The 21622-nt window shown below is 60.3% G+C and carries 21 protein-coding genes; 13 read left to right on the forward strand and 8 right to left on the reverse strand.

Features of this window, described 5'->3' with window-relative positions; genetic code table 11:
• The first annotated feature begins 30 nt into the window (after window positions 1–30).
• The 11 genes from NLY44_RS04635 to ligD all read left to right on the forward strand — a co-directional run bounded on the left by NLY44_RS04635 (window position 31) and on the right by ligD (window position 11821).
• Window positions 31–807, forward strand: coding sequence for an HpcH/HpaI aldolase family protein (locus tag NLY44_RS04635; RefSeq protein WP_023807875.1), 777 nt, complete (start codon window positions 31–33; stop codon window positions 805–807).
• A gap of 14 nt (window positions 808–821) precedes the next feature.
• Complete coding sequence (locus NLY44_RS04640) at window positions 822–1880, forward strand: NAD(P)-dependent oxidoreductase (protein ID WP_023805132.1); 1059 nt, start codon at window positions 822–824, stop codon at window positions 1878–1880.
• 120 nt (window positions 1881–2000) lie between these two features.
• Window positions 2001–3656 carry an extracellular solute-binding protein gene (locus NLY44_RS04645; RefSeq protein ID WP_023689443.1) on the forward strand — a complete coding sequence of 552 codons (1656 nt, stop codon included), beginning with the start codon at window positions 2001–2003 and terminating at the stop codon, window positions 3654–3656.
• Between the two features lie 83 nt (window positions 3657–3739).
• Window positions 3740–4681, forward strand: a complete 942-nt coding sequence (locus NLY44_RS04650) for a carbohydrate ABC transporter permease (RefSeq protein WP_023669455.1) — start codon at window positions 3740–3742, stop codon at window positions 4679–4681.
• On the forward strand, window positions 4681–5529 hold the full coding sequence (locus NLY44_RS04655; protein WP_023827582.1) for a carbohydrate ABC transporter permease: 849 nt from the start codon (window positions 4681–4683) through the stop codon (window positions 5527–5529). The genes NLY44_RS04650 and NLY44_RS04655 overlap by 1 nt, the downstream gene beginning before the upstream one ends.
• A gap of 12 nt (window positions 5530–5541) precedes the next feature.
• Window positions 5542–6636, forward strand: coding sequence for an ABC transporter ATP-binding protein (locus tag NLY44_RS04660; RefSeq protein ID WP_023669457.1), 1095 nt, complete (start codon window positions 5542–5544; stop codon window positions 6634–6636).
• Window positions 6633–8606 (forward strand): D-apionate lactonase family protein, encoded by a 1974-nt coding sequence (locus NLY44_RS04665; RefSeq protein WP_023805133.1) that lies wholly within the window; start codon window positions 6633–6635, stop codon window positions 8604–8606. Before NLY44_RS04660 ends, NLY44_RS04665 begins: the two co-directional genes overlap by 4 nt.
• Before the next feature lie 97 nt (window positions 8607–8703).
• Window positions 8704–9009, forward strand: a complete 306-nt coding sequence (locus NLY44_RS04670) for a DUF6894 family protein (RefSeq protein ID WP_023689441.1) — start codon at window positions 8704–8706, stop codon at window positions 9007–9009.
• 36 nt (window positions 9010–9045) lie between these two features.
• Window positions 9046–9540: a YidB family protein gene (locus tag NLY44_RS04675; RefSeq protein ID WP_023682271.1), complete on the forward strand. Its 495-nt coding sequence runs from the start codon at window positions 9046–9048 to the stop codon at window positions 9538–9540.
• A gap of 55 nt (window positions 9541–9595) precedes the next feature.
• Entirely contained in the window at window positions 9596–9955 is a 360-nt protein-coding gene (locus tag NLY44_RS04680; protein WP_032905106.1) for a DUF4112 domain-containing protein, read from the forward strand.
• 96 nt (window positions 9956–10051) lie between these two features.
• Window positions 10052–11821 carry a DNA ligase D gene (gene ligD, locus NLY44_RS04685; protein ID WP_023805135.1) on the forward strand — a complete coding sequence of 590 codons (1770 nt, stop codon included), beginning with the start codon at window positions 10052–10054 and terminating at the stop codon, window positions 11819–11821.
• A 13-nt stretch (window positions 11822–11834) separates the two neighbouring features.
• Here the strand turns inward: ligD and NLY44_RS04690 are convergent, their stop codons facing one another.
• From NLY44_RS04690 to NLY44_RS04710, 5 genes are all read right to left on the reverse strand, one after another.
• Entirely contained in the window at window positions 11835–12029 is a 195-nt protein-coding gene (locus tag NLY44_RS04690; protein WP_460221718.1) for a DUF3606 domain-containing protein, read from the reverse strand.
• A gap of 575 nt (window positions 12030–12604) precedes the next feature.
• A complete protein-coding gene (locus tag NLY44_RS04695) occupies window positions 12605–13645 on the reverse strand; it encodes a sensor histidine kinase (RefSeq protein WP_023669464.1) in 1041 nt (346 codons plus the stop codon).
• Window positions 13642–15129, reverse strand: a complete 1488-nt coding sequence (locus NLY44_RS04700) for an ATPase domain-containing protein (protein WP_023669465.1) — start codon at window positions 15127–15129, stop codon at window positions 13642–13644. The genes NLY44_RS04695 and NLY44_RS04700 overlap by 4 nt, the downstream gene beginning before the upstream one ends.
• 174 nt (window positions 15130–15303) lie before the next feature.
• Window positions 15304–15507: a CsbD family protein gene (locus NLY44_RS04705; RefSeq protein ID WP_023669466.1), complete on the reverse strand. Its 204-nt coding sequence runs from the start codon at window positions 15505–15507 to the stop codon at window positions 15304–15306.
• A gap of 273 nt (window positions 15508–15780) precedes the next feature.
• Window positions 15781–16545, reverse strand: a complete 765-nt coding sequence (locus NLY44_RS04710) for a CGNR zinc finger domain-containing protein (RefSeq protein ID WP_156940987.1) — start codon at window positions 16543–16545, stop codon at window positions 15781–15783.
• On the opposite strand from NLY44_RS04710, the gene NLY44_RS04715 reads away from it, so the two are divergent.
• Together NLY44_RS04715 and NLY44_RS04720 are read left to right on the forward strand one after the other, a co-directional pair.
• Entirely contained in the window at window positions 16532–17137 is a 606-nt protein-coding gene (locus NLY44_RS04715; protein ID WP_286456735.1) for a DMT family transporter, read from the forward strand. The two genes, NLY44_RS04710 and NLY44_RS04715, sit on opposite strands and share 14 nt — an antisense overlap.
• A gap of 89 nt (window positions 17138–17226) precedes the next feature.
• On the forward strand, window positions 17227–17502 hold the full coding sequence (locus tag NLY44_RS04720; protein ID WP_286456736.1) for an EamA family transporter: 276 nt from the start codon (window positions 17227–17229) through the stop codon (window positions 17500–17502).
• 274 nt (window positions 17503–17776) lie between these two features.
• On the opposite strand, the gene NLY44_RS04725 is transcribed toward NLY44_RS04720, so the two are convergent.
• From NLY44_RS04725 to NLY44_RS04735, 3 genes are all read right to left on the reverse strand, one after another.
• On the reverse strand, window positions 17777–18037 hold the full coding sequence (locus NLY44_RS04725; protein ID WP_245260004.1) for a hypothetical protein: 261 nt from the start codon (window positions 18035–18037) through the stop codon (window positions 17777–17779).
• 1007 nt (window positions 18038–19044) lie between these two features.
• Window positions 19045–19935, reverse strand: coding sequence for an adenylate/guanylate cyclase domain-containing protein (locus NLY44_RS04730; protein ID WP_023805138.1), 891 nt, complete (start codon window positions 19933–19935; stop codon window positions 19045–19047).
• A gap of 419 nt (window positions 19936–20354) precedes the next feature.
• On the reverse strand, window positions 20355–21383 hold the full coding sequence (locus NLY44_RS04735; protein ID WP_023689433.1) for a LacI family DNA-binding transcriptional regulator: 1029 nt from the start codon (window positions 21381–21383) through the stop codon (window positions 20355–20357).
• Between the last annotated feature and the right edge of the window lie 239 nt (window positions 21384–21622).

A 21622-nucleotide genomic window follows, 5' to 3' on the forward strand; every position in this document is an offset into this window, starting at 1 on the left:
TGGCCCATTGGGGCGAACGGGAGGAAGTGCATGTCGGAGCCAAGTCTCAGGGCGTTAGCTTCTCACAGGCGGGTCAAGCTCGGTACGCTCGTCGCCGAGTTCGCCACGCCGGGAATCGGTCACATCCTGAAGTCCGCTGGCTGCGATTTCGTCTTTTTCGACATGGAGCATTCGGGATTTAGCTTGGAAACGCTGAAGAGTGCGATCCGTTATTTCGAGGCGGCTGATCTGCCGGTCATGGTGCGTGTGCCGTCGCAGGACTACCATTTCCTCGCCCGCGCCATGGACATGGGCGCCGAAGGCCTGATCGCGCCGATGGTGAGCAGCGTCGAACAGGCGCAGCACATCATCAACTCCATGAAATACCACCCTGCCGGCGCCCGCGGCGTGGCGCTGCAGATCGCTCATGACCGTTACCGGCCAGGCTCGGTCGCTGACAAATTCGATGCCGCCAACAAGCGCTCGACGTTCATCTGCCTGATCGAGACCGCCGACGGCGTCAAGAACATTGACGGCATCGCGGGACTGGACGGGGTCGATTGTCTGTGGGTCGGACATTTCGATCTGTCCGTCTCGCTCGGCATTCCTGGCGACTTCGCCCACCCCACTTTCACTGCTGCAATGGCCAAAATCGTTGCCGCCGCCAAGAAGCACAACAAATCGCTTGGACGCTTGGTGCCCAACGTCGCCCAGGGACACGAGTTCTACGCACAGGGCTTCGATTTCATTTGTTATTCAGGCGACGTTTGGGTCCTGCACGACGCGATCGCCGACGCGGTTTCCAAGATCCGGGCCGGGTGCCAATAGGAGCGGAGGAGACGATGGACAGCGTGAAATTCAGGGTGGCGCTTTCCGGTGATTTCCGCAGGCCGGACGGCTCGCCGACCTACCCAGATTTCGATCTGGAGCCGCTGCGCAATGCGACAGCTGTCGAGATGGTGTTCCTGGAGTCAAACAGTCCGCTTCGCGCCGACCAACTTGAGGATTTCGATGCGCTGATCCTCCTCGCCCATCGTTTCGATGCCACGAGTGTCCCCAGGAGCGGCCGCCTGGCCGTCGTTGCCCGCTTCGGGGTCGGCTACGACACTGTCGACGTTGAGGCATGCACCGCAGCCGGTATTGCCTTGGTTATCACGCCCGATGGCGTGCGACGGCCCGTCGCCGTATCCGTCGTCACCTTCATGCTGGCGCTGACCGGCAAGCTGCTGACAAAGGACGCGCTCACCCGCAAAGGGTCTGTTGGTTTTGAGAAGCGCTCCGAACATATGGGGGTCGGCCTCGTCGGGCGTACGCTTGGGTCGCTGGGCATCGGCAACATCGGTGCCGAGGTCTTCCGCTTGGCGAAGCCCTTTGACATGCAATTCATTGCCCATGACCCGTTTGCCGACAAGGGGGTCGCTGCCGACCTGGGCGTCGAGCTGGTAGGGCTGGAGGATCTGTTTCGCCGCGCCGACGTGCTGTCGGTGAGTTGCCCCCTGTCGTCCCAGACCCACACCCACCACATCGTCAATGCCGAGCGGATCGCCCTGATGAAGCCGACAGCTTACCTGATCAACACCGCGCGCGGCCCGATCGTCGACCAGAAAGCTCTGACGCAAGCACTGCAGGAGCGCCGCATCGCCGGCGCCGGTCTCGACGTGCTGGAACAAGAGCCTCCCGACGCAGACGATGCGATCCTCAAACTCGACAATGTCATCCTGGCGCCGCACGCGCTTTGCTGGACCGACCAGTGCTTTGCCGGCAACGGTGCCGCGGACGTCAAAGCGGTAATGGAGGTGCAGCGCGGTCGCGAGCCGCGCGGCGTGGTCAATCGCGAGGTGCTTTCGAGCGAGCTGTGGAAGACCAGGCTGTCTGGGCTCGCCGCCCGCTTTGGAACCTAGGAGGACACTGATTTTCGGCGCGCCGCCGCGGCCTGTTTGCGGCGACCTTACGGGAGGAAATGCTTGACCGCTGCGCCGGCGGACGAGTGAAGCAAAAGGAAAATGGGAGGACCAAGCACTATGAACGATCGTGAAAAACGTGACTTTCAGGCAGGTCTCGAAGCAGAGGTCGACGCCTTCATGCGCGGCGAAACCACCCGCCGAACTTTCATCACCCGCTTCGGTCAGATGACCGGCATGTTGGCCGTGTCCGGCCCGCTGCTGGGGATGATGACCGATTGGGCGCTGGCGCAGCAAACATTGGAATTGGCGGACGGCACGTCGCCGCTCGGCCAGGCGCAGGCCGCAGCCCTGAAAGCATCGAAGGAAGGGCCTGCGGACGGTTCCGCCTTTCGCGCGGCGGAGGCGGCCAAGGCGCATTCGGGCGTCACCCTCAACATGACCTACGAGGCTGGCCTGCAGGCACTCGACCCGCGCAATTTCAGCGGGCCGATGTGGGAGCAGCTTACCGGGATGAAGTCGAATGTCGTCGAGCTGTCGAACCCGGACCAGTACTCCAAGGCGGTCGCCGAGCACATCGCCGGCTCGGGTGCCTATGACGTCCTCGACATCTCGCCGGCCTGGACGCCGTCGCTTGCCGATGGCGGCGTCATCGCCCCGCTAGACGACTACATCGCCAAATACATGAACCCGGCAGACCTGGAGGACTATCATCCCCTGTACAAGGCGCTGCCGACCTACAAGGGCAAGATCTGGGGGTTCTTCGACGACGGCGACATGTTCGCTCTCTACTACCGCAAGGACATTTTCGAGGATCCGAAAATGATGGAGGCTTACCAGGCGAAGTTCAACACCAAGCTTGGACCGCCCAAGACATGGGAAGAATATGCCCAGATCGCCCAGTTCATCACCGACCAGATGGCGCCAAAGGTCTATGGCGCGGGACATTTCCGCAAGGCGGGCAGCCCCGGCAATCAGTTCGACTTTCTGCAGCAGTACCGGGCCAACGGCGGAAAACTCTTCGGCGACGACATGAAGGCAGGTTTGGTTTCGGATGCCGGCGTCAAGACGCTGACAAACATGCTCGCCGCAAACAAGGCCTCGATCCCCGGCAACAACGAGCTCGACGCCGTCTCCTTGTGGGCGGCTTTCCTGACCGGCAAAGTCGCGATGATCTATTCCTGGCCTCCTAGCGGCCGTATGGCGGCGAACTATTCGCAGTCGGCCACGGCAATCAACTTCATTCCGCAGTCCCAAATCGCCGGCAAGGTCGGCTATGCCGTGGTTCCGGGAAATCCGGAACATGCCACCGGCTACAACAAGGCACTGTCGGCCGACTCGCCCAACCCTGAGGCGGCGTATCTGTTCATGCAGTGGGTATGCTCGCCACCCGTCTCGCTGGCACGTTGCATGCTGCCCTACGCGCTACGCGACCCGTACCGCATCTCGCACTTCAAGTCCGAGCTCTACGGCGCGCTCTTCCCGAGTGCCAAGGAGTACCTTGCCAACCTCAACAACTCGGCAAACGTCGGTCTGCTCGACCCGATCATGCCAGGCGCGCAGGACTACTTCTTGAGCATCGATCGCATGTGCACGGCGGTGTGGGCTGGTGCGGATCCGAAGGCGTCGCTTGAAACGGCGGCCGCCGAGTGGAACGAGACGACCGACCGACTGGGTGTGGATTCGCAGAAGGGCTTCTACACCGAGTTCTTGAAACTGCCTGGCGCCACCGCCGACAACACGGTGGAAAAACTTGGCATGGCGGTCACCCTCTGAAGGGAGGCGGACTCTCTGGAGCAATTGGTGTTGCGGGCGCTTGGCTCGCAACACCCCCCGCTAAGCGGCGATTGGATACGCCTATGCAGCCCACAGCCACGATCCGCCATTTGAAGGCCGCCGGCGCACCGCCCCGGCTGTCTGCCTTTGCCCAATGGGCTGACCGTCATTTCAAGTGGCTGCTGGTCGCCCCCGCTGTGCTGCTGATATTGGCACTGTCGATCTATCCGCTTCTGTTCTCGCTGGTGGTATCCTTCATCAACTACGACTTCCAGGTGCCGGGCCACGCCTTTGTCGGATTGAAGAACTTCGAGCGGGTCGTGTTCGATCCCGTAGCACGTTGGTCGCTGTTGCTGACAGCATCGCTGTCGGGCATCAGCGTCGCTATAGAGTTCGTTCTCGGCCTCCTGGTGGCGCTGACAATGGTGCGCAGCTTTCCGGGCCGCGGTGTGATCATGTCGATCCTGATCGTGCCGCTGTTCATCAGCCCGGTCATCGTTGGCCAAGCCTGGACGCTGCTCTTACAGCGGCCTTTTGGACCGACCAACTATGTCCTGACGCAACTATTGGGGCAGGAGGTTACGATCGGCTGGATGACGGAGCGCCCGTGGCTCTACGTCTCGCTGATCATCGCCGATGTCTGGCAGTGGACGCCGTTCATGTTCGTCATCCTGCTCGCCGGGCTGACCGCAATCCCACCCAATCTCTATGAGGCGGCAGAACTCGACGGCGTCAACGCCTGGCAGGTTTTTTGGGCGATCACGCTCCCGCATCTCGGGTCGATGATGCTGCTGGCGCTGACCTTCCGTCTGCTCGACGCAATCCGTATGTTCGATACCATTTTCATCATGACAGGGGGTGGCCCAGGAACACAAACCTACACGGCCTCCTATTATCTTTATACCATAGGCTTCACGCAGTTTCATCTGTCGCAGGCAACAGCAGGAAGTTGGCTGTTCCTGATCTTTACGGCGCTCATCGTGACGTTGCTGGTGCGTCGGCTCTTGAAGGTGGAACCGGTCTGATGGCCGCCGTCGCGCCCGCCCGCCGCAGGAAACGCCGGTCGTTGCCGATCGGCCGAATTCTGCTGCTGGGGTTCTTCCTGGTGTTCGTGCTCTGGCCGCTCTACTGGATGTTCAACACCTCCATCAAGCCCAGCGACGACTACCTCACCGTACCGCCTGTCTGGTTCCCCGCCGCTCCGACGCTTGTCCACTACAAAGCTGCGCTGTTCGCCTATCGTGGTCTGGACGGGCTCATCAACAGCCTGATTATTTCGCTTTCGGCCACGGTGCTTTCGGCGCTGCTCGGCACGCTGATGGCCTATAGCCTGGCGCGCTACGACACCGGCGGCAAGCATCTGTCTTTCTGGGTGCTGTCGCAGCGCTTTTTGCCGCCGATCGGGATCGTGCTGCCGGTGTTCCTGATCTATCGCCAGGTCGGGCTCTACGACACTCATGTCGGCCTGATCATCGCCTATACGGTCTTCACGCTGCCGGTCTCGGTGTGGATGATGTTCGCCTATTTCCGCGGCATGCCGAAGTCGATGGAGGAGGCGGCCCTCGTCGATGGCTGCACGAGATGGGAGGCGTTCTGGCGCGTTGCCGTGCCGCTCGCAGCACCGGGCATCGTCGCGGCGGCTGTCTTCGCCTTCATTGCATGCTGGACGGAGTTCTTCTTCGCTCTGATCTTGACCAGCCGAACTGCCTTTACACTGCCAACGGTCTTCCGCGCCTTCATCGGCTTCCAGGGCGCGCAATATGGCGAAGCCGCGGCCCTTGCCATCGTCTCCCTTGTGCCATCGATCGCCCTTGGGGTCCTTGCTCAACGTCATCTGGTGCGCGGGCTGACGCTCGGCGCCGTTCGCGGTTAGGAAAGCTCCCGCATGGCCGAAGTCAAAATTACCGGCTTGCACAAGCGCTACGGCGCGTTCCATGCCGTGCGCGGGATCGACCTGGACATTCGCGACGGCCAGTTCACCGTTCTGGTTGGACCGTCCGGCTGCGGCAAGTCCACGCTGCTCCGGACCATCGCCGGCCTGGAGGAGATATCGGAAGGCACGATCGAGATCGGCGGCGAGGTGGTCAATGATTTCCGGCCGCGCGATCGCGACGTGGCAATGGTGTTTCAAGATTATGCGCTCTATCCGCATATGAGCGTGGCCAAGAACATTGGCTTCGGCCTCAAGGCTCGCAAGATGCCGAAGCCAGAGGTCGAGGTGCGCGTGGCCGAGGCGGCACGCATGCTTGGCATCACTCCCTTGCTGGGGCGTTTTCCGCGCCAATTATCCGGCGGCCAGCGCCAGCGCGTCGCCATCGGCCGCGCCATAGTCCGCAACCCGCGCATCTTTTTGTTCGACGAGCCGCTGTCCAACCTCGACGCACAGCTTCGCGACGAAATGCGCGGCGAAATCAAACGCCTTCACCAGGACATTGCGACAACGATGATCTACGTCACCCATGACCAGATCGAAGCGATGACGTTGGCTGACCGCATCGTGCTGATGCGCGACGGGTTGATAGAGCAGCAGGGCGCGCCACTCGAGTTGTTCGAGCACCCGGCCTCAACGTTCGTCGCTGGGTTCCTGGGTTCGCCGCGGATGAGCTTCCTGCCAGGTACCCTTGCCTTGGACGCAGGCGCCGCTGCCATCCGGCTCGCGGATGCACTGCTGCCTTTAGCGCGCGGCAGGGGGCTGAAGGGCGTCGCGGACGGACAGCAGGTGCTGCTCGGGTTGAGGCCAGAACACCTCACTCGTGCGCACACTGCAACGCCGGAGCAGGGCACGTTTCGCTATGAGGCAACGATCGACCTGCTGCAGCCGACCGGCTCGCGCAGTTACGCGACATTCCGACTGGCCGGCGCGCCGGTGATGGCTGAGCTGCAGGCGCACGATGTCAGCCGTCCGGGCGAGAAGCTTGCGATCGACATCAACATGAACCGGGCCTCGATCTTCGACGCCACGACGGAGCGCGCAATTTGACCTCGGCAGCTTCCCTGGCAGTCCGCTTGTGTGGCACCGAAGAGCTCGAGGCACCGCTGCGCACGCTGCGCGCCGGATCCTTGTCGGTCGCGTTCGACAATGGGGCGTTGCGTTACATCCACGTTGGGACGATCGAGGTCTTGCGCGGAATCTCGTTTCTTGTACGGGACGAAAACTGGGGAACATGTACCACCGTTCTCGATGATCTGCGGATCGACGAGAGGCCGGATGCGTTCGCCATTGAATACCGTGCAACATGTGCTGCAACATCCGGCCGCCTGATTTACCGGGCGCGCGTCTCAGGCCGTGGCGATGGTGCGCTGTCGTTTGTGGCGGAGGCAGAGCCCGAGACCGACCTTTTGACGAATCGGACCGGCTTCGTCGTCCTTCATCCGATCGAGGGCTTAGCCGGCAAGCCGATAAAGGTGCTGCATGAGGATGGTCACGACGAGCTATCGTTCTTGCCGGACCACATCGATCCAAAATGTCCGTTCACCGACATCCGGGCGTTGTCGCACGAGATCGCGCCTGGGATCTGGGCGACATGCACCATGGAGGGTGATGCCTTTGAGATGGAGGACCAACGCAATTGGTCTGACGCCTCGTATAAAACATATGTCCGCCCTCTGCGTCGCCCGTGGCCTTACAGACTGCCCAGGGGCCAGAAATTCACGCAGGCCGTCCGGCTTCACGTGTCAGGAACGCTCCCTGCCGGGACGTCTGAAAATCGCAATCCACTCATCAACCTGACGATCGGCGGACCGGTCGGCCGAGTGCCCCGCACTGGCGTCGGCGTCGCCGCCGACGAGGCAAAGCACGCGCTCGAAACCCCCGAGCTCCTACGACGAATGGCTCCCCAGTGGATGGTCTGCCAGGTCGATCTCCGGATCGCACACGGCCAGGACGAACTAGAAAGCTACGCCGCGCTCGCACGGCTGACCGGCGCTGGAGTGGTCCTCGAGATTATCACCAAGGGCACGCGCGATCCATTCGGCGAATTGGCGCCGGTCGCGGATGCTGTCCACTCACTCGGCCTCAAACTAGAAGCTGTCTCCGTCTTTCCGGCGCAGGACATGACATCCGTACAGCCGGGAGCACCGTGGCCGACTATGCCCAGCTTCCACGAAAGCTACTCCGCCGCTCGCCGGGCTTTCCCGGGCATCGCGCTGGGCGGCGGCATGGCCGCTTACTTCACCGAACTCAACCGCAAGCGTCCGCCAGCCGAAGCGCTCGACTACGTGACCTTCACCACCTGTCCAAGCGTGCACGCCGCAGGTGATGTCTCGGTGATGGAGACACTTCAGGCAATCCCCCATCTAATCCGCTCCGCGCATGCTTTCATGGGGGAACGCTTGCCACTGCGTATCGGTCCCATCCAGCTCGGCTGCCGTGAGAACCCATACGGAAAATCCACTGCGCCGAATGAAGCGAACGCTCGCGTCTGTCTATCGCGCATTGATCCTCGTCAGCGCGGGCTGTTCAATGCGGCTTGGACTGTCGGATATTTCGCGGCCTGCGCTCGCGAAGGAATCGAGGCCGTCGCGTTCGGTGACTTCGCCGGCCCCTTTGGCCAAATCCATAGGAAGGCTGATTTCGTGCAGCCATGGTATGACCAGCAGGATGGCCCAACGGTCTATCCCGCTTTCCATGTCTTGGCTGGTCTCTCAAAGCTCGGCGGAGCCACCTTGCTGTCCGTACGAACTTCCGGCGCTGACGGCGTCGCCACGATCGCGGCTGAACAAGATCGCCGCGTGACCCTGTGGGTCGCTAACCTTACCGCCAAGACGCAATCTGTGCGGCTTTCGGATTCGCCGAGCAGCGCCCGCATTGCTCTTCTCGGCGCCGAGCAGTTCGAGCGGGCGGCAACCGATCCCGACTTCATGGAAAGTTCCGCAAGACCGCTGGATGATCAAAGCATCTCGCTTGGCGCCTACGCCGTCGCGCGAGTCGACCTCGATCGATCGTCTTAGGCCTAGCCGATGTTCGCTGTTTGGCCAAACCCCCGTAAAGATGAGGGTGGTAGTTCCATACTCTAAGGCAGCGCGTGGAATCCATCTCGCTTATACGTTGTACTATCGCGACGGCGACCAGGCTCGCCAGGTTCCGCCTGCCGAGACGCCAAGTTTTGAGGCCGCTCGCGCCGAAGCGATCCGTTGCGGAATCGGCCTGTTGGCTGATCTGGGCGATGACGATATGACCGGATGGTTAGTGCGCATGCGCGATCAGGCAGGCAACGAGCTTTGCACGATCAACGTCTGCGAGGCCGAAGCCGCACCGCAAACGGAAACAAGCCGGTTAGGCAGCACCGCTCACGTCTGTGTCGATATGCCGGCCCTTATTCAATTAGATCGTCGCCGGTCGGAACTTTTGTGATGTTGAGCCCTTGTCCATTGAACAGTGGAGGTACCAATGGCTAACCTGGGAAAATTGGCGATCGCGATGCTCGGCGTCTTGGCATACCAAAATCGCGACAAGATCGGCGACATGATCCGTGGAGCGGGCGATCGCAACCCAAATGATCCGCAAGGCGGGATTCTGGATCAGCTTTCAAAAGGCGTTTCGGGGACCGCGCTTGGCGATATTCTCGACCGGTTCAGAGGGGCAGGCGCCGGATCGAAGGTCGATTCGTGGGTAGGCACCGGGCCGAACGAGCCGATCCAGCCAAGCGAGGTGGAAGCAGCCATAGACGAAGACACCCTGACTTCCCTCTCGATGCAGACCGGCCTATCGCGCGAGGAGCTCATAAGCCGGATCACGCGAGATTTGCCTGAGGCCGTCAGCAAGATGACGCCTACTGGTGAATTGCCCGTTGAGGCGCCGAAAAGCTCCGGTGAGACGACCTTGCTCGACGACGTGCCATCGCACAGGACGCAAGCGAATTCAGGCGGTCAAAGCGATATCTAAGGTGACGGCTATCCATCAGGGAGAGATACTAAATCGTACTGGCGCGCGAGTTGGCATGATCGGGCAGGGCGGTCACGATGGTCATACAGCAAACGTACTTGCCGAGTTGGATCTATTGGCCGCGCTACTCGATTCCCGCTGGCGCATTCCAGGCACATCAATTCGTTTTGGACTGGATGCGCTCGTAGGTCTGGTTCCCGTACTCGGAGATGCGGCGACGGGCATTGTCTCGGCCTACATCGTCTTGCGAGCTCGAAACGTCGGTGCCGGAAATGGGTTGGTCGCCCGCATGCTAGGCAACGTGCTGCTGGATACGCTCGTAGGAAGTGTCCCAATTCTCGGCTCGATCTTCGACGTCTATTTTAAGGCGAACAATCGCAACATCACTCTGCTGCGCCGTCACATCAACAAGTGAGGCGGATAACCAATCGTCGCGATGCAATTCTTCTAAAAGGCTCGGAACCGACAGGGGCGCTGGGGCTTGAGTCGCGATTCCTGGAGTCGCGAGCATATGACCAGTGCCATTGACCGGCTTTCGTTCATCGAGTTCCAATCGCCCACACTGGTCGAGAAAGCTCCCGAAGGCGGAGATTGGCTTCACGAGATCAAATATGACGGCTACAGGACGCAGCTGGTCGTTGAAGGCGGAAAGGCGCGAGCATTCACGCGTCGCGGCTACGATTGGTCCCACCGTTACAAGAGGATTGTTCAGGCCGCGGCAAGCCTGCCGGTCAAATCCGCTATCATCGATGGTGAAGCTGTCGTCCTGGGCGACACCGGCCTGCCGGACTATCAAGCCCTGGAACGTGAGCTGGGCAACCCAAGTTCGCTGCGGATGACTCTCTACGCTTTCGACCTCCTGTACCTCGATGGCCGTGATCTACGGGAACAACCGTTAGTGAAGCGCAAGGCTGCGCTGAAGAAGCTGCTGACCGAAACCGAGCCAACCCTGACTTATGCCGAGCATCTGGAGGTGAACGGCAAGGATATGTTCGACCATGCCTGCCGGATGGGCATAGAGGGAATCGTATCCAAGCGAGCGGATGCTCACTACCGCTCGGGCGTCCAGACCAGTTGGGTCAAGGTCAAATGTGTCAAGAGCGACACTTTTCCAATCGTGGCTTTCGTCGAGAAACTTGGCGCGCAGCCGCGCCGCATCGCATCGTTGTACATCGGCAGGCGAGAGGGCGACCGGCTGCTTTATGCCGGGAAGGCCCAGACCGGCTATACGCTGGACGCAGCCCGGCGCGTTAGGGAGCGGCTTGATCCGCTTGTAATCGCCAAGTCACCGCTGTCGGAGCCGATCAAGAAGCCCAAGGCGACATGGGTCGAACCAGACGTTCTTGCCGAGGTGCAATTCAGTGGCGTGTCGGACCGGGGCATCTTGCGTGAGGCGGTCTTCAAGGGACTCCGCGAGGACCTTCAGGCAATCCCGCCCAAGCCTCCATCGCCGTCCAAGCGGAGGTCGGAAGGACAACACGGCGTCCCGCGCGAGAACATTCTCCAGCTGCTACCCGATGCGGTTGCACCTTCCAAGGAAGAGCTGGCAGACTATTGGCGGCGGGTCGCTGATCAAGTTCTAGTTCATCTCGTTCGGCGACCGCTGAAGCTGGTCCGCCACGCCTCCGGCGCAACCTTCTATCACAAGGGACCGCTACCTCGGATACCGTCGTCCGTGCACCAGCTCCGCGTTCAAAAGCGCGAAGGCGGCGAAGGCGTTCGGGTATGGATAGATGACATGGATGGTCTGCTTGGCTTGGTCGAGATGGATGCCGTTGAGCTTCATCCTTGGAACGCGACGATTGAAGACATCGAACATGCGGACCGGCTCGTCCTCGACCTCGATCCCGGAGAAGGCGTGCCATGGGACGCTGTGATCGAGGCCACGCTGGCGCTACGGGGCATCTTGGAAGCGGCAGGCTTGGAGAGCTGGCCAAAGGTCACTGGCGGCAAAGGCATCCACTTGATGGCCCCGCTCGTTGCGAAGATGACCCATGACAGCGCCCGGAAACTGGCCAAGTCGCTCGCCCACCGTCTGGTTGATACCTATCCTGACCGATACCTGTTGTCAGCTGACCCCGCAGCCCGAGGAGGCCGGATCTTTCTCGACTATCTCCGCAACGGACGGGGCAATACCGCAATAGGCGCTTTTTCCCCGCGAGCGCGGCCCGGCTTCCCAATTGCCCACCCGGTCACATGGAAGCAAGTCGAGGCGGGCATCCGGCCAGACGTTTTCACGCTCGCGCAGCCTTTCAAGCCCGCTCGTCGAAAAGCCGCGTGATGCGTCGCGACCATCAGCCGATATCAGCCCGTTTTCTTGCCTCGCGTTCGAGCCTCTTCCGGTCGTTGCCGTGTTCTCTGATTAGTTCGCGGACCTGTTCTGGCGTGATACGATGCTGTTTGGCGAAATAGCGAACCTCATAATCTTCATCGACTGATACACGATTGCGATCTCGAAAATCACGCTTGCTCTTATCGTCTGCCATCATCTTTCCTCCTGATCAGAGAAACAACGACCGACGTTGTATGTTCCCGGCGCCTCACTTCGGCCGCCAGAGCGCGGGCTGTCCGACCGTACTGGGGCCGCAGGCATTGCGAAGGTGATCTGGCGAAAGTTGGTTGGCCAAAGGCGAGGGTGTTTCGTTTGCTGTTCGGGATAGCTGACCGTCGATCGAGCCTGTCTGCGGGCCTCTTGGTTTTTTACGACGCCAGTCGGAACCCAGACGGGTCGCGGATGATTCAGATGCGCATCCGGGCTATCAACGAGGATCGTGAGCAAAATGGCGGGGGGTGACCACGAAGGCGACAAAACTGCGCTCCGGGAGCCCAAAGTTTCGTCTAGGACGCATGACCCGGGTCACAGCGCCGCGGCACGAGTTCGACTTCATCACCAAGGTCGGCCGCATAGACCACGCCGGAGCTCTCGCAATGTTGCAGAGGCATATGGGAGATATAGAGGCGGTCTTTTTCGGAACTGATGTTTTGGCTAAAGCGCTAGACCAGCCTGCCGAGTGACGCTCAGTTAATCCCTATCGCGGCGCCCAGCCAGCCTTTCCGTTGCCGCTCAGTAAGCCGGCACAAGGCGCGTGTTTCGCAACGGCAAGGCCATGGTGAACTGCAAGCCGTCACGATGGTAGTTCAATTCGATCTTGGCGTTGCATTGCACGGTCACGACTTTTTCCAGAAGTGTCGTGCCAAACCCCCGGCGACTGGGCTGCTCGACTTTCGGCCCATCTCGTTCCCGCCAGTCAAGATTGACGATCTGTGTATCGCCGGACCCGCCTAACGACCAGCGGACATCAAGGCGGCCTCCCGTTTGCGAAAGCGCGCCAAACTTCGACGAATTGGAGGCCAGTTCGTGGAAAGCCATCCCGACAGGGACCGCAATGTCGGCGACTAGCGCTACGTTCGGGCCTTCCAGAACGATACGCGGCCTGTCGCGCGTCTCATAGTGGTCAAGCTCGCTTTCGAGCAGCTTGTGCAGGGAGGCAGTCTGCCAATAATCGTCGGTAAGCATCGAATGGGTCTGGGCCAGGGAAACGAGCCTGGCTGAAAAATCGCGTACGAAATCATCGACGTTGCCGCTCGACTTGGCCGTCGCGCCCATCATGGCGCGAACGTTGGCCAGCGTGTTCTTGACGCGGTGATGCAGCTCGCGGATGAGCAATTTCTGCCGATCGGCGACCTCCCGCTTCTGTTCGATGTAGGACTGGACCTCACGCTGGCGGGCGCGGGCACGCAAGGCGGAGCGCACCGAGTTGGCGAGGCTCGAAGCCAGAAATGGCCGTTCAAGCACGATCAGATAGCGGTCCAGAAATGCCATCCGCGTGTCGACTTCGTTCCCCCGCATCGTCAGAAGCACGATCGGAAAATCCGACCATGCGGGTTGGGCTTCAAGCCAGGCCGCAAACTGCGTTCGATCGGAACTGAGCAGGGCCTCCTCGGCCACGACAAGGCACTGAGCCTCGTCGAGAAGCGGCACTGCCTCTTCCAAGCTGCCGCACACACGCGAGGCAATCTGGTTTGTAGCCAGGATGGAGGCCGCGATCCTCGCGTCACGGCCAAGCGGCGCCAGCACGAGAACGGCGGGGCTGGACGACATCATAACGCCTTGTCCCTCAGAAGGTCTGTCGGCTTGCCTTCAAATTCCGGAGATCCCATCAGGATGCCGCGGAATTGTTCCAGTGGCTCACCTACGGCCACGCCGTTACCGCCGATTTTAAACTCACGAATCGTCTCTTCGTGGGGGCCGACACGTTTCTTGACAACGGAAATCGCGCGTCTCAACTGACCTGCGTTCTCGAAGAAGCGCAGAAGCATGATGGAATCGCAGAGATAGGTCATGTCGACCGGCGCTGCCGTTTGCCCAAACAGCCCGTGATTGGCCAACAGCAGGATCGTCGCCACTGCCTTCTGATTGAGATAGGTGAGGATCTCGTGCATCTGAAGCACCAGATGTTGTTCTTCGGACATGGCATTGAGATAGCCAGTTAGGCTGTCGATCACGACGATCCGCACATTGGATTCTTCGACGGCCGCTTGGATGCGCGAAGACAATTCGCCTGGTGAAAGCTCAGCCGGATTGACAGATTCAAGCATCAGCGTGCCGTCCTCGGCAAACGGCTCCAGGTCCATGCCGAGCCCGGCGGCGCGCGCCAAGAAGATGCGCTTTGTCTCGTCAAACAACAGCACCAGCACACGCTCGCCACGCTCGAGTGCGGCATAGCAATAGGTGCAGGCAATTGTAGACTTGCCAACGCCAGACGGCCCCATCAGCATCGTGCTGGTACCACGGGCCAGCCCGCCGCCAAGCAGGGTGTCGATCCGGTTGTTGCTCATGGCCGGCGTATCATGCTCGGCCACCTCATGCTCGGCTGCAACGAGCCGCGGATAGGCGATAACGCCGCCTGGGCGAATGACGAAATCGTGAAAGCCGCCCCGGATCTGCACGCCGCGCATTTTGATCACGCGTAGCCGCCGACGCTCTCCACCATAGACGGGCGACAGCTGCTCCATCCGAATGACGCCGTGACTGATCGAATGCAAATTGAGGTCATCCTGCTCAGCGGTCAGGTCGTCGAGCATAAGCACCGTCACATTGTTGAGCATGAAGAAGCTCTTCAATGCCAACACCTGGCGCCGATACCGCAGTGACCCTTGCGATAAAAGTCGAATTTCAGAGAGCGAATCGAACACCACGCGATCGGGTCTGACGCGTCCGATCTCGGCCATGGCAGACTGCACGGTTTCGCCGAGTTCCAATTCCGAGGAATGGATCAATGTCTGTAGCTGCGCAGGATCGAAACTGAGCTCCGGCGGCACAAGTTCAAGAATTTGCACCCCCTTCAGATCCCAGCCGTGACGGCCAGCAACCGAGAGCAGTTCGCGCTTGCTTTCTGACAAAGTGATGTAAAGGCATGTCTCGCCATTCTTGGCGCCCTCGATCAAAAACTGGAGGCCAAGAGTGGTTTTTCCAGAACCTGGTTTCCCTTCGATGAGATGGGAGCGGTTCCTGGCGTAGCCGCCACGAAGAATGTAGTCGAGGCCGCTAACTCCAGTTGTGATCGCCGAGGCGTCGTCTCTGTCCAACTAATCCCCCAATGTAATTTCGAGAACCAGATAACGACGGGCACCTTTCGCGGTTCCACGTCTCTCGGTGAGCGCCCTTGTCGTGAGACTCACGAAAAGGCGACAAGAAACGCGGCAAAAAAGGGCGCCGTACCTCTCGGAGCCCTTTTTCAAGTTCAGTTTGGAACCGGCGACCTACCAGCCTTGCCGGCCATACCAGTCATCGATGTCGCGCCGAGCGCGGTCCTTCTCAATGCCGTAGCGCTCCTGAATCTTGCCTTCCAACTGATCGCGGTTACCGGCAATACGGTCCAGATCATCGTCTGTGAGTTTGCCCCACTGTTCCTTGACCTTGCCCTTTACCTGCTTCCAATTGCCTTCGACACGGTTCCAGTCCATGGCACCTATCCTTGTTTGTTTCGGATTGAGAAAAACGCCGTAACGCTACCGGAGTTCCCGTCAAGTTTGAGCAGATCGACCGATCGAAGCGTGGCGAGGTAGGCGGCCCCGAAGCAACCCGCTCTGGAACGCGATGATGGCTTGCCGCGCCGGCTGTGTTCTCCACACTCTTGGCCACAGTCGCTCGCGAGACCAGCTTCGTTGGACAAACAGCGACAGGGATAGCGTGAAGCCAACTATGCTGCGTTGGTCATCCAAGCCTGGCGTCAGATACTAATTCTTGCTGTCGGGAGCCATGTTCCCTGCGGCTTTTGCCCTGAAGCGCCTTACCCGGCTGCGTGTGCCGCAGCTCTCATCCGAGCACCACCGTCTGCGCCCGCCACGCGAGGTGTCGATGAAAAGCCAACCGCAGTTCGGCCCGGTGCACTCGCGCACGCGGCGGCGGTCATTCCTGGACACCAAAAACTCGGCTGTCTCAAAGGCCACGCGGTGGCCGATCGTGTTCAGACTGGCTGCGTCGGTCCACTGCCAAGCGAGGCGGTCGCCGGACGGGAAAAGCGAGCGCTTCGGCAGGGCTAGGGCGACTGCATCGCGCACGATTTGCAAGGCATCGTCCGGCACCCGGGCGCCTGCCGCCTCGGCCTGGAGAGCCGCGTAAACGGCCTCGCGCAAAATCTTGGCCTTTTCCAATGCCGCCTCCGCAAGGAGCGGGCGGGCGGAAGCCTCCGCGAGCAGTGCTCGCGCCTCATCGACGTCGATCAAATCGGCACGTCCAGCCCAGACGACCAGGTCGGCATAGGTCTGCAAGAGGTCTGGCCCCCACACATCGCGTCGCGCGTCGACCGTGTTGACGAAGTCCAAGCAGGGGTGACCGCCAACCATGCGCATGTCGACGATAGTCTTCGCACCATCCATCCCGGAAACATCGGTTGGCGGAACCGTATTGGCAAGAGGCCGTTGTAACGAAATAAACGTCTTTTGGCCGTTACGACGAACCAACAACGCCCAGCGAAGGCTGCTTCCGATGAACCGCAACACAGCGACATTTCTGGTTTTATGTGTGATCTGGGGCACCACGTGGATCGGTATCAAGGCAGGGATCGCCACCGTGCCGCCTCTGATGTTCGCAGGCACGCGTTTTACAGTAGCCGGCTTGCTGATCCTCAGCGCGACGCGCCTAAGGGGCGCTGCTCTACCACGGGTGGCGAAAAGGAGTTGGCCGCGTCTTTTCGTTGTTACGTTGTTCATGATTCCGCTTTGCTATGGCCCACTCTTTTGGGGCATGCTCTACGTCGATACGGGCACCGCGGCTGTTCTTGAGCTTTCGCTGACCCCCGTCACGCTGCTTGGGTTTGCGTTGCTTCTGGGGGACGAACGCTATGACGGCCGCAGGCTCTTTGCGATTTTGCTCGGTGCGGCCGGTCTGTGCGTCCTGTTCGGGCCCGAAGCCTATGCTAGTTGGACACACGCAGACCAGCAGGGCAGGGGGCTCCGGCTGCTGGCGATGACAGCGGTGGCGTCGGCAGCTTTAATCTATGCATGGGGTTCGGTGCTCGCGCGGCCGCTTCTTGAGGTATATTCATCGGACTTCATCGCCGGCTTCACCACCCTTTTCGGGGCGCATTCCTAATTCTCATCTCACTCGTTGTGGAGCCAGGCGCGACCGCGGCTCTAAAAGGCAATTGGGGCTGGCCGGCCTGGGTCGGGTGGCTGTTCCTCGTGCTGTTTGGTTCGTTCATAGGCTACACTCTATTTATCCGGCTCCTGCACGAAATCGGCGCCTCGCGCGCCGGAGCATTTGCCTTCGTCTCACCCGTCATTGCCGTCGTGCTTGGCATCATCACCTACGGCGAGGAGGTTAGCCTGATCGACATCATCGGCATGGCTATCATGCTCTTCGCAGCGTTTCTTGCGCTACGCGAGCGCAAACAGGAAACATCATCCGCTTCCCCGCCGTTGATTCCACGCTCCGCGCGGGCTGATGGCAGAATATGAAAGACGGCGCGCGCATCCAGCCGCCAATCAGCCTTGAGACGGAAAAGCACAAGGTTCGCGTCTATGCGAAAAGAGGGCTGTCCCGGCAGCGTATCCCGCCTACCACCGGCGGCGAGGAAAGCTCCAGCTCATATGACAACACTAGTCGGCGAGGGATTTTGCCGAGTTGCTGTCAAGATTGCAGGCGGGATTTGATGGAAATCGCGAGGCTGCAATCAGCGAACTATTCGTTCCGATCGCGATGCAGGCTATCCGCCAACGCGTCGACAAAGTGTCAGCCGCATCGCTTCAGTTCCGCCACCTGAACGCCGAGACGGAATGCCTGACCATCGGCATAAGAACGTGCATAGCTTTCTGCTTCGAACGGAAACGTCAGGGTGCTGCCGTAGGCGGTGATGCGGACCGTCCACTTCTTGTCGCGAACGAGTTCGACCGAATTGTCGGGCGACGTCATGATTTCCTCCGGCACCAGCAAGGCGAAGGCACGGATAACGTCGCAAAGGTCGTTTGAATGCAAACAATCCGACACGCTCATGTCGCTTGTTCTATACGCCCAGACTTTCTCTCGATTAGAGCAGCGCCCGGCTGCAATGTCGGTCGCGTTAAGTCCCTAGCTGCCAAGACCTTTCCCATTGGGTCGGTCCCCTTGCGGCCTCACGCAGCGACCTTTCTGAACCCAATCGCCGAGATCGTCAGCCCGCAGTGTCTTCGAGAGAATAGCCGGCAAGCCGCAGGGTGCGAATGGCAACTCTGCGACGACTGCTTCAACAACTTTCGCGACTGGCTCATGTGAACGTCGACCACCTGGGCGCTCACACTGGCTTTCTGCGAGCAGCCAGCTGCGATGAATTCATCACGGCTGATCACCTTTCAGGATTGTCGAGCATGTGGCGCAGCAACTTGAACTCGATCGGCCCAAGAGGAATCTCCCCGGTGCTGCAAACACGGTGGCATCGAGCTCCATCTCGACGTCGCGATATGTCAGTGGTCTGCGCTTCTGCGCCAATTTCGTGACGGTAGCCCAATCGCGAGCCTTCGCAGGTGGTCGAGGAGCTATTGCGGCGCAATGGTCTGATGAAGCGTTCGTCGACCCCGGGCTGCAACAGCCTGTGCTGACCTTCAGCACCTGGGGATATCGAGGCGACACAGGGCAGGGATGGTCCGGGCATCCCGCTTCAGCCGGCCGCTCCCGTCGCCAGCTCATTGTCTGGCCGACAGTCCAGCACAATCCCCTCGCGGCAAGACCTATCGCGTCACCGATCGAGCGGGCCAGCTTGCTGCCGAAGCCATCCACCTGCAGAATGTCGCCTAGGAGCAGGTAGAACTCCGCATCCTGCGAGGGAGATGCACCGGCCGCGGCTCCGTCGAACTCAGCGAGGGAAACGGAAGTCAGCTCTTCGCAGCCCAACTTCGAGAGCGTTCCTGGATTGGCCTTGGCACATTTATGAACGGTCGATTCCAATGGCTGTCAAAGAGTACGGCGCGACATTGAGGGCGCCAGCGAACCAGCTCTAAACCGGTCGAGCTAGTAGCCGGGCCGGGTCAATCCGAGACAATTTCGTAGTGAAGAAGCTGGGCTTCGTCGAGTGCCGACTTCACTCCAGGCGAGATGACGCCGGAGCCGAAGAGGATAATATCTTCACGGCGTACGAATACTTCATGGCCGAGTCCCATGGACACAAATGTGCCCGAAGAGCTTCGTTCGAGAAGCCGAGCTCTGCCATTCAATATGGTGAAGGCGGCGTGGCGCCTCGATACCCAGGGCCGCTCGACGATGATGTCGCATTCCGCCGATCTGCCGATTGTCACGGATTCGCCGTTTCGACAGGATCGCAGCTGATCTCTGTAGCGGATGACCATATGAATCTGCCGCGGCAGGACCGAGCGTCTATCTGTAGTGGCGCCATGGCTGGTGATCTGCGTACCGGGGGCTTCATCGTCGCTCCACAGGGTATAGACATCGAAGAACTCTTGCTTCCCCTTCAAGGCCATTTTGTCGAGGAGCCGCAGGCCCTTGCGGCTTCTCGGGGAAAGGGCTTCGCAGAAGCTCTGGCTGATCAGCACCTCTCCGGGGTTCGCCGTGGTGGACAACCTTGCGGTGACATTGACAACGTCACCGAATATCGCGCCCCGCGCGCGAATGACCGCCCCGAAATGCAATCCGATGCGGGCGCTCAACGGCCCTTTAGTCAGTTGATGGGTAATTTGGCAGACGGCCCTCAGCGCCATTTCCGGGCTCTCGAAGAGGCTGAGTATGTCATCGCCTTTCGAGTAAATGAAATCACCACGGTGCTTGGCGACAATCTCGCGCATTGTGTCCAGGCAATCCGAGACCTGCTGTAGAGCGGCATCGTCTCCGATCCGCTCATAGAGCGGCGTGCTGCCCACGACATCAGCTAAGAGGACTGCGGCAAGAAGCGTCTCCTGATCCATCGATCTCGTGTCCGACCCGAAAACTCAGCGTGCGTGTATAACACACGAGGTCGCCTGCAACATATCTGCTCGAGCGCCTTTGATCGGGGCGATGCTTCAGGTGATCGTGGCGGACGGACGGGCGTATGCCATTCGTCGGCTTCGTGCCGGCGACATCCAGAACCGTCTTCGCCCCAATCGTTCGCGACTTCGGTGCTATGAGTGGACTTGGTCTTTTTAGGTTCGGAAAGGCTGACCGAGTTGCAACGGGCGACGGCCTTCTCATGCACCATCAACCACGACCCGATCTCGGCCCTCCGACTTCGCACGGAATAGTGCCAGATCGGCGGCTTTGACGAGATCATTCGGGCTCTCGTTCGTATTTGGGACCGGTGGCGACGCCAACGCTGTGCTTTGCGATACGATCACGGATCCATTGATCAGATTTCAGGTATATTCTCTTTGAAGATGACCTGAAGTCGTGGTTGATGCGGTTCATAGTTCAGGTGCCTGACAGAGTGGCTTAAAATGTTGAGCGCTTCCCGCGCCTCGACGCGCGGATTTTGATCTATGACCGCATCGAGCGTCCCATCCAACAAAAGTTCCTTGGTGCCGTCTGTCACCTCGTGGCCGAGAAAGAGAATGTCTTTGGCGCGTCCACGCTCCTTGAGCGCCCGAGCGATGCCGGTGTTGCCGGCGCCGACATTGTAGATCGCGGCAAGATCGGGGTGCCGGTCCAGAAGCGCCGATGCTTCTGAATAAGCCTTCTCTCGGTCATCCAGCATTTCGCGCATCTCGACGATCTTGAGATTGGGCGACTCCTCGGTCAAGATGTGCCGGAATCCCATCTCGCGTTCCTCATGGCCGCGGTAGGACAGCGAACCGGCGAACAGCGCCACCTTGCTTGGGCGTTCCGATCCCATGAAGCGGTTGAGCAGATAGCCGGCCAGCCGCCCCGCGGCGCGGTTGTCGATGCCGATATAGGCCACTCTCGGAACATGCAGGATGTCGGAGGCGATGGTCACCACCTTGACGTCATTGGCCGACAGCGAGCGGATCGCCTCGCGCACCGTTGGATGATCGAGCGCGATCACGCCGACGCCTTGTGTCTGTCCACGCAATTCTTGCAGCAGGCGGGCGAGCCGGTCGGGGTTGAAGCCCTCTATGGTGGCGATGTGGACGTCGAGATCGGGGCGCGCCAAGGCCTGCGCCTCGATGTGTCGATGCAGCATCTTGATGAAGGAATTGGTGCCGGCCGGCAGAGCGAAGTCGAGACGGATGACCTCTCCAGGTGAGGGCCTGGGCGGCGCTCCGTTCGGGCCCTCCGCGATGTAGCCGAGGCGATGCGCCATTTCGAGCACGATCTCACGCGTGCGCGCCCGCACACCGGGCCTGTTGTTCAGCACGCGGTCGACGGTGGCGGCGGAAACGCCGGCTTCCCGGGCTATGTCAGTCAAGGTGGAACGCACCGTCTTTCATCTCCTCAATGCATCAGATCGCACAATGCCGCTAGCCCGTCCGACGGCCACAGCTGCCAGCCATCAGCGATTCTGATGGAAAATGATGTATCCAGCCTTAGCCGATGCGCAAGGAGGTTGGGCTAAATCGCGTCGTGATACGTCCCGTGCTACGAATGCAGATTTCCCATCAAATCGAGGCATTGAGCCGGTGTGTCGACCTTTGCATGACGTATTTTCTCCGCAGTTGC

Origin of the sequence: Mesorhizobium sp. C089B (genome assembly GCF_030323125.1) — a bacterium.
Lineage (GTDB): Bacteria > Pseudomonadota > Alphaproteobacteria > Rhizobiales > Rhizobiaceae > Mesorhizobium.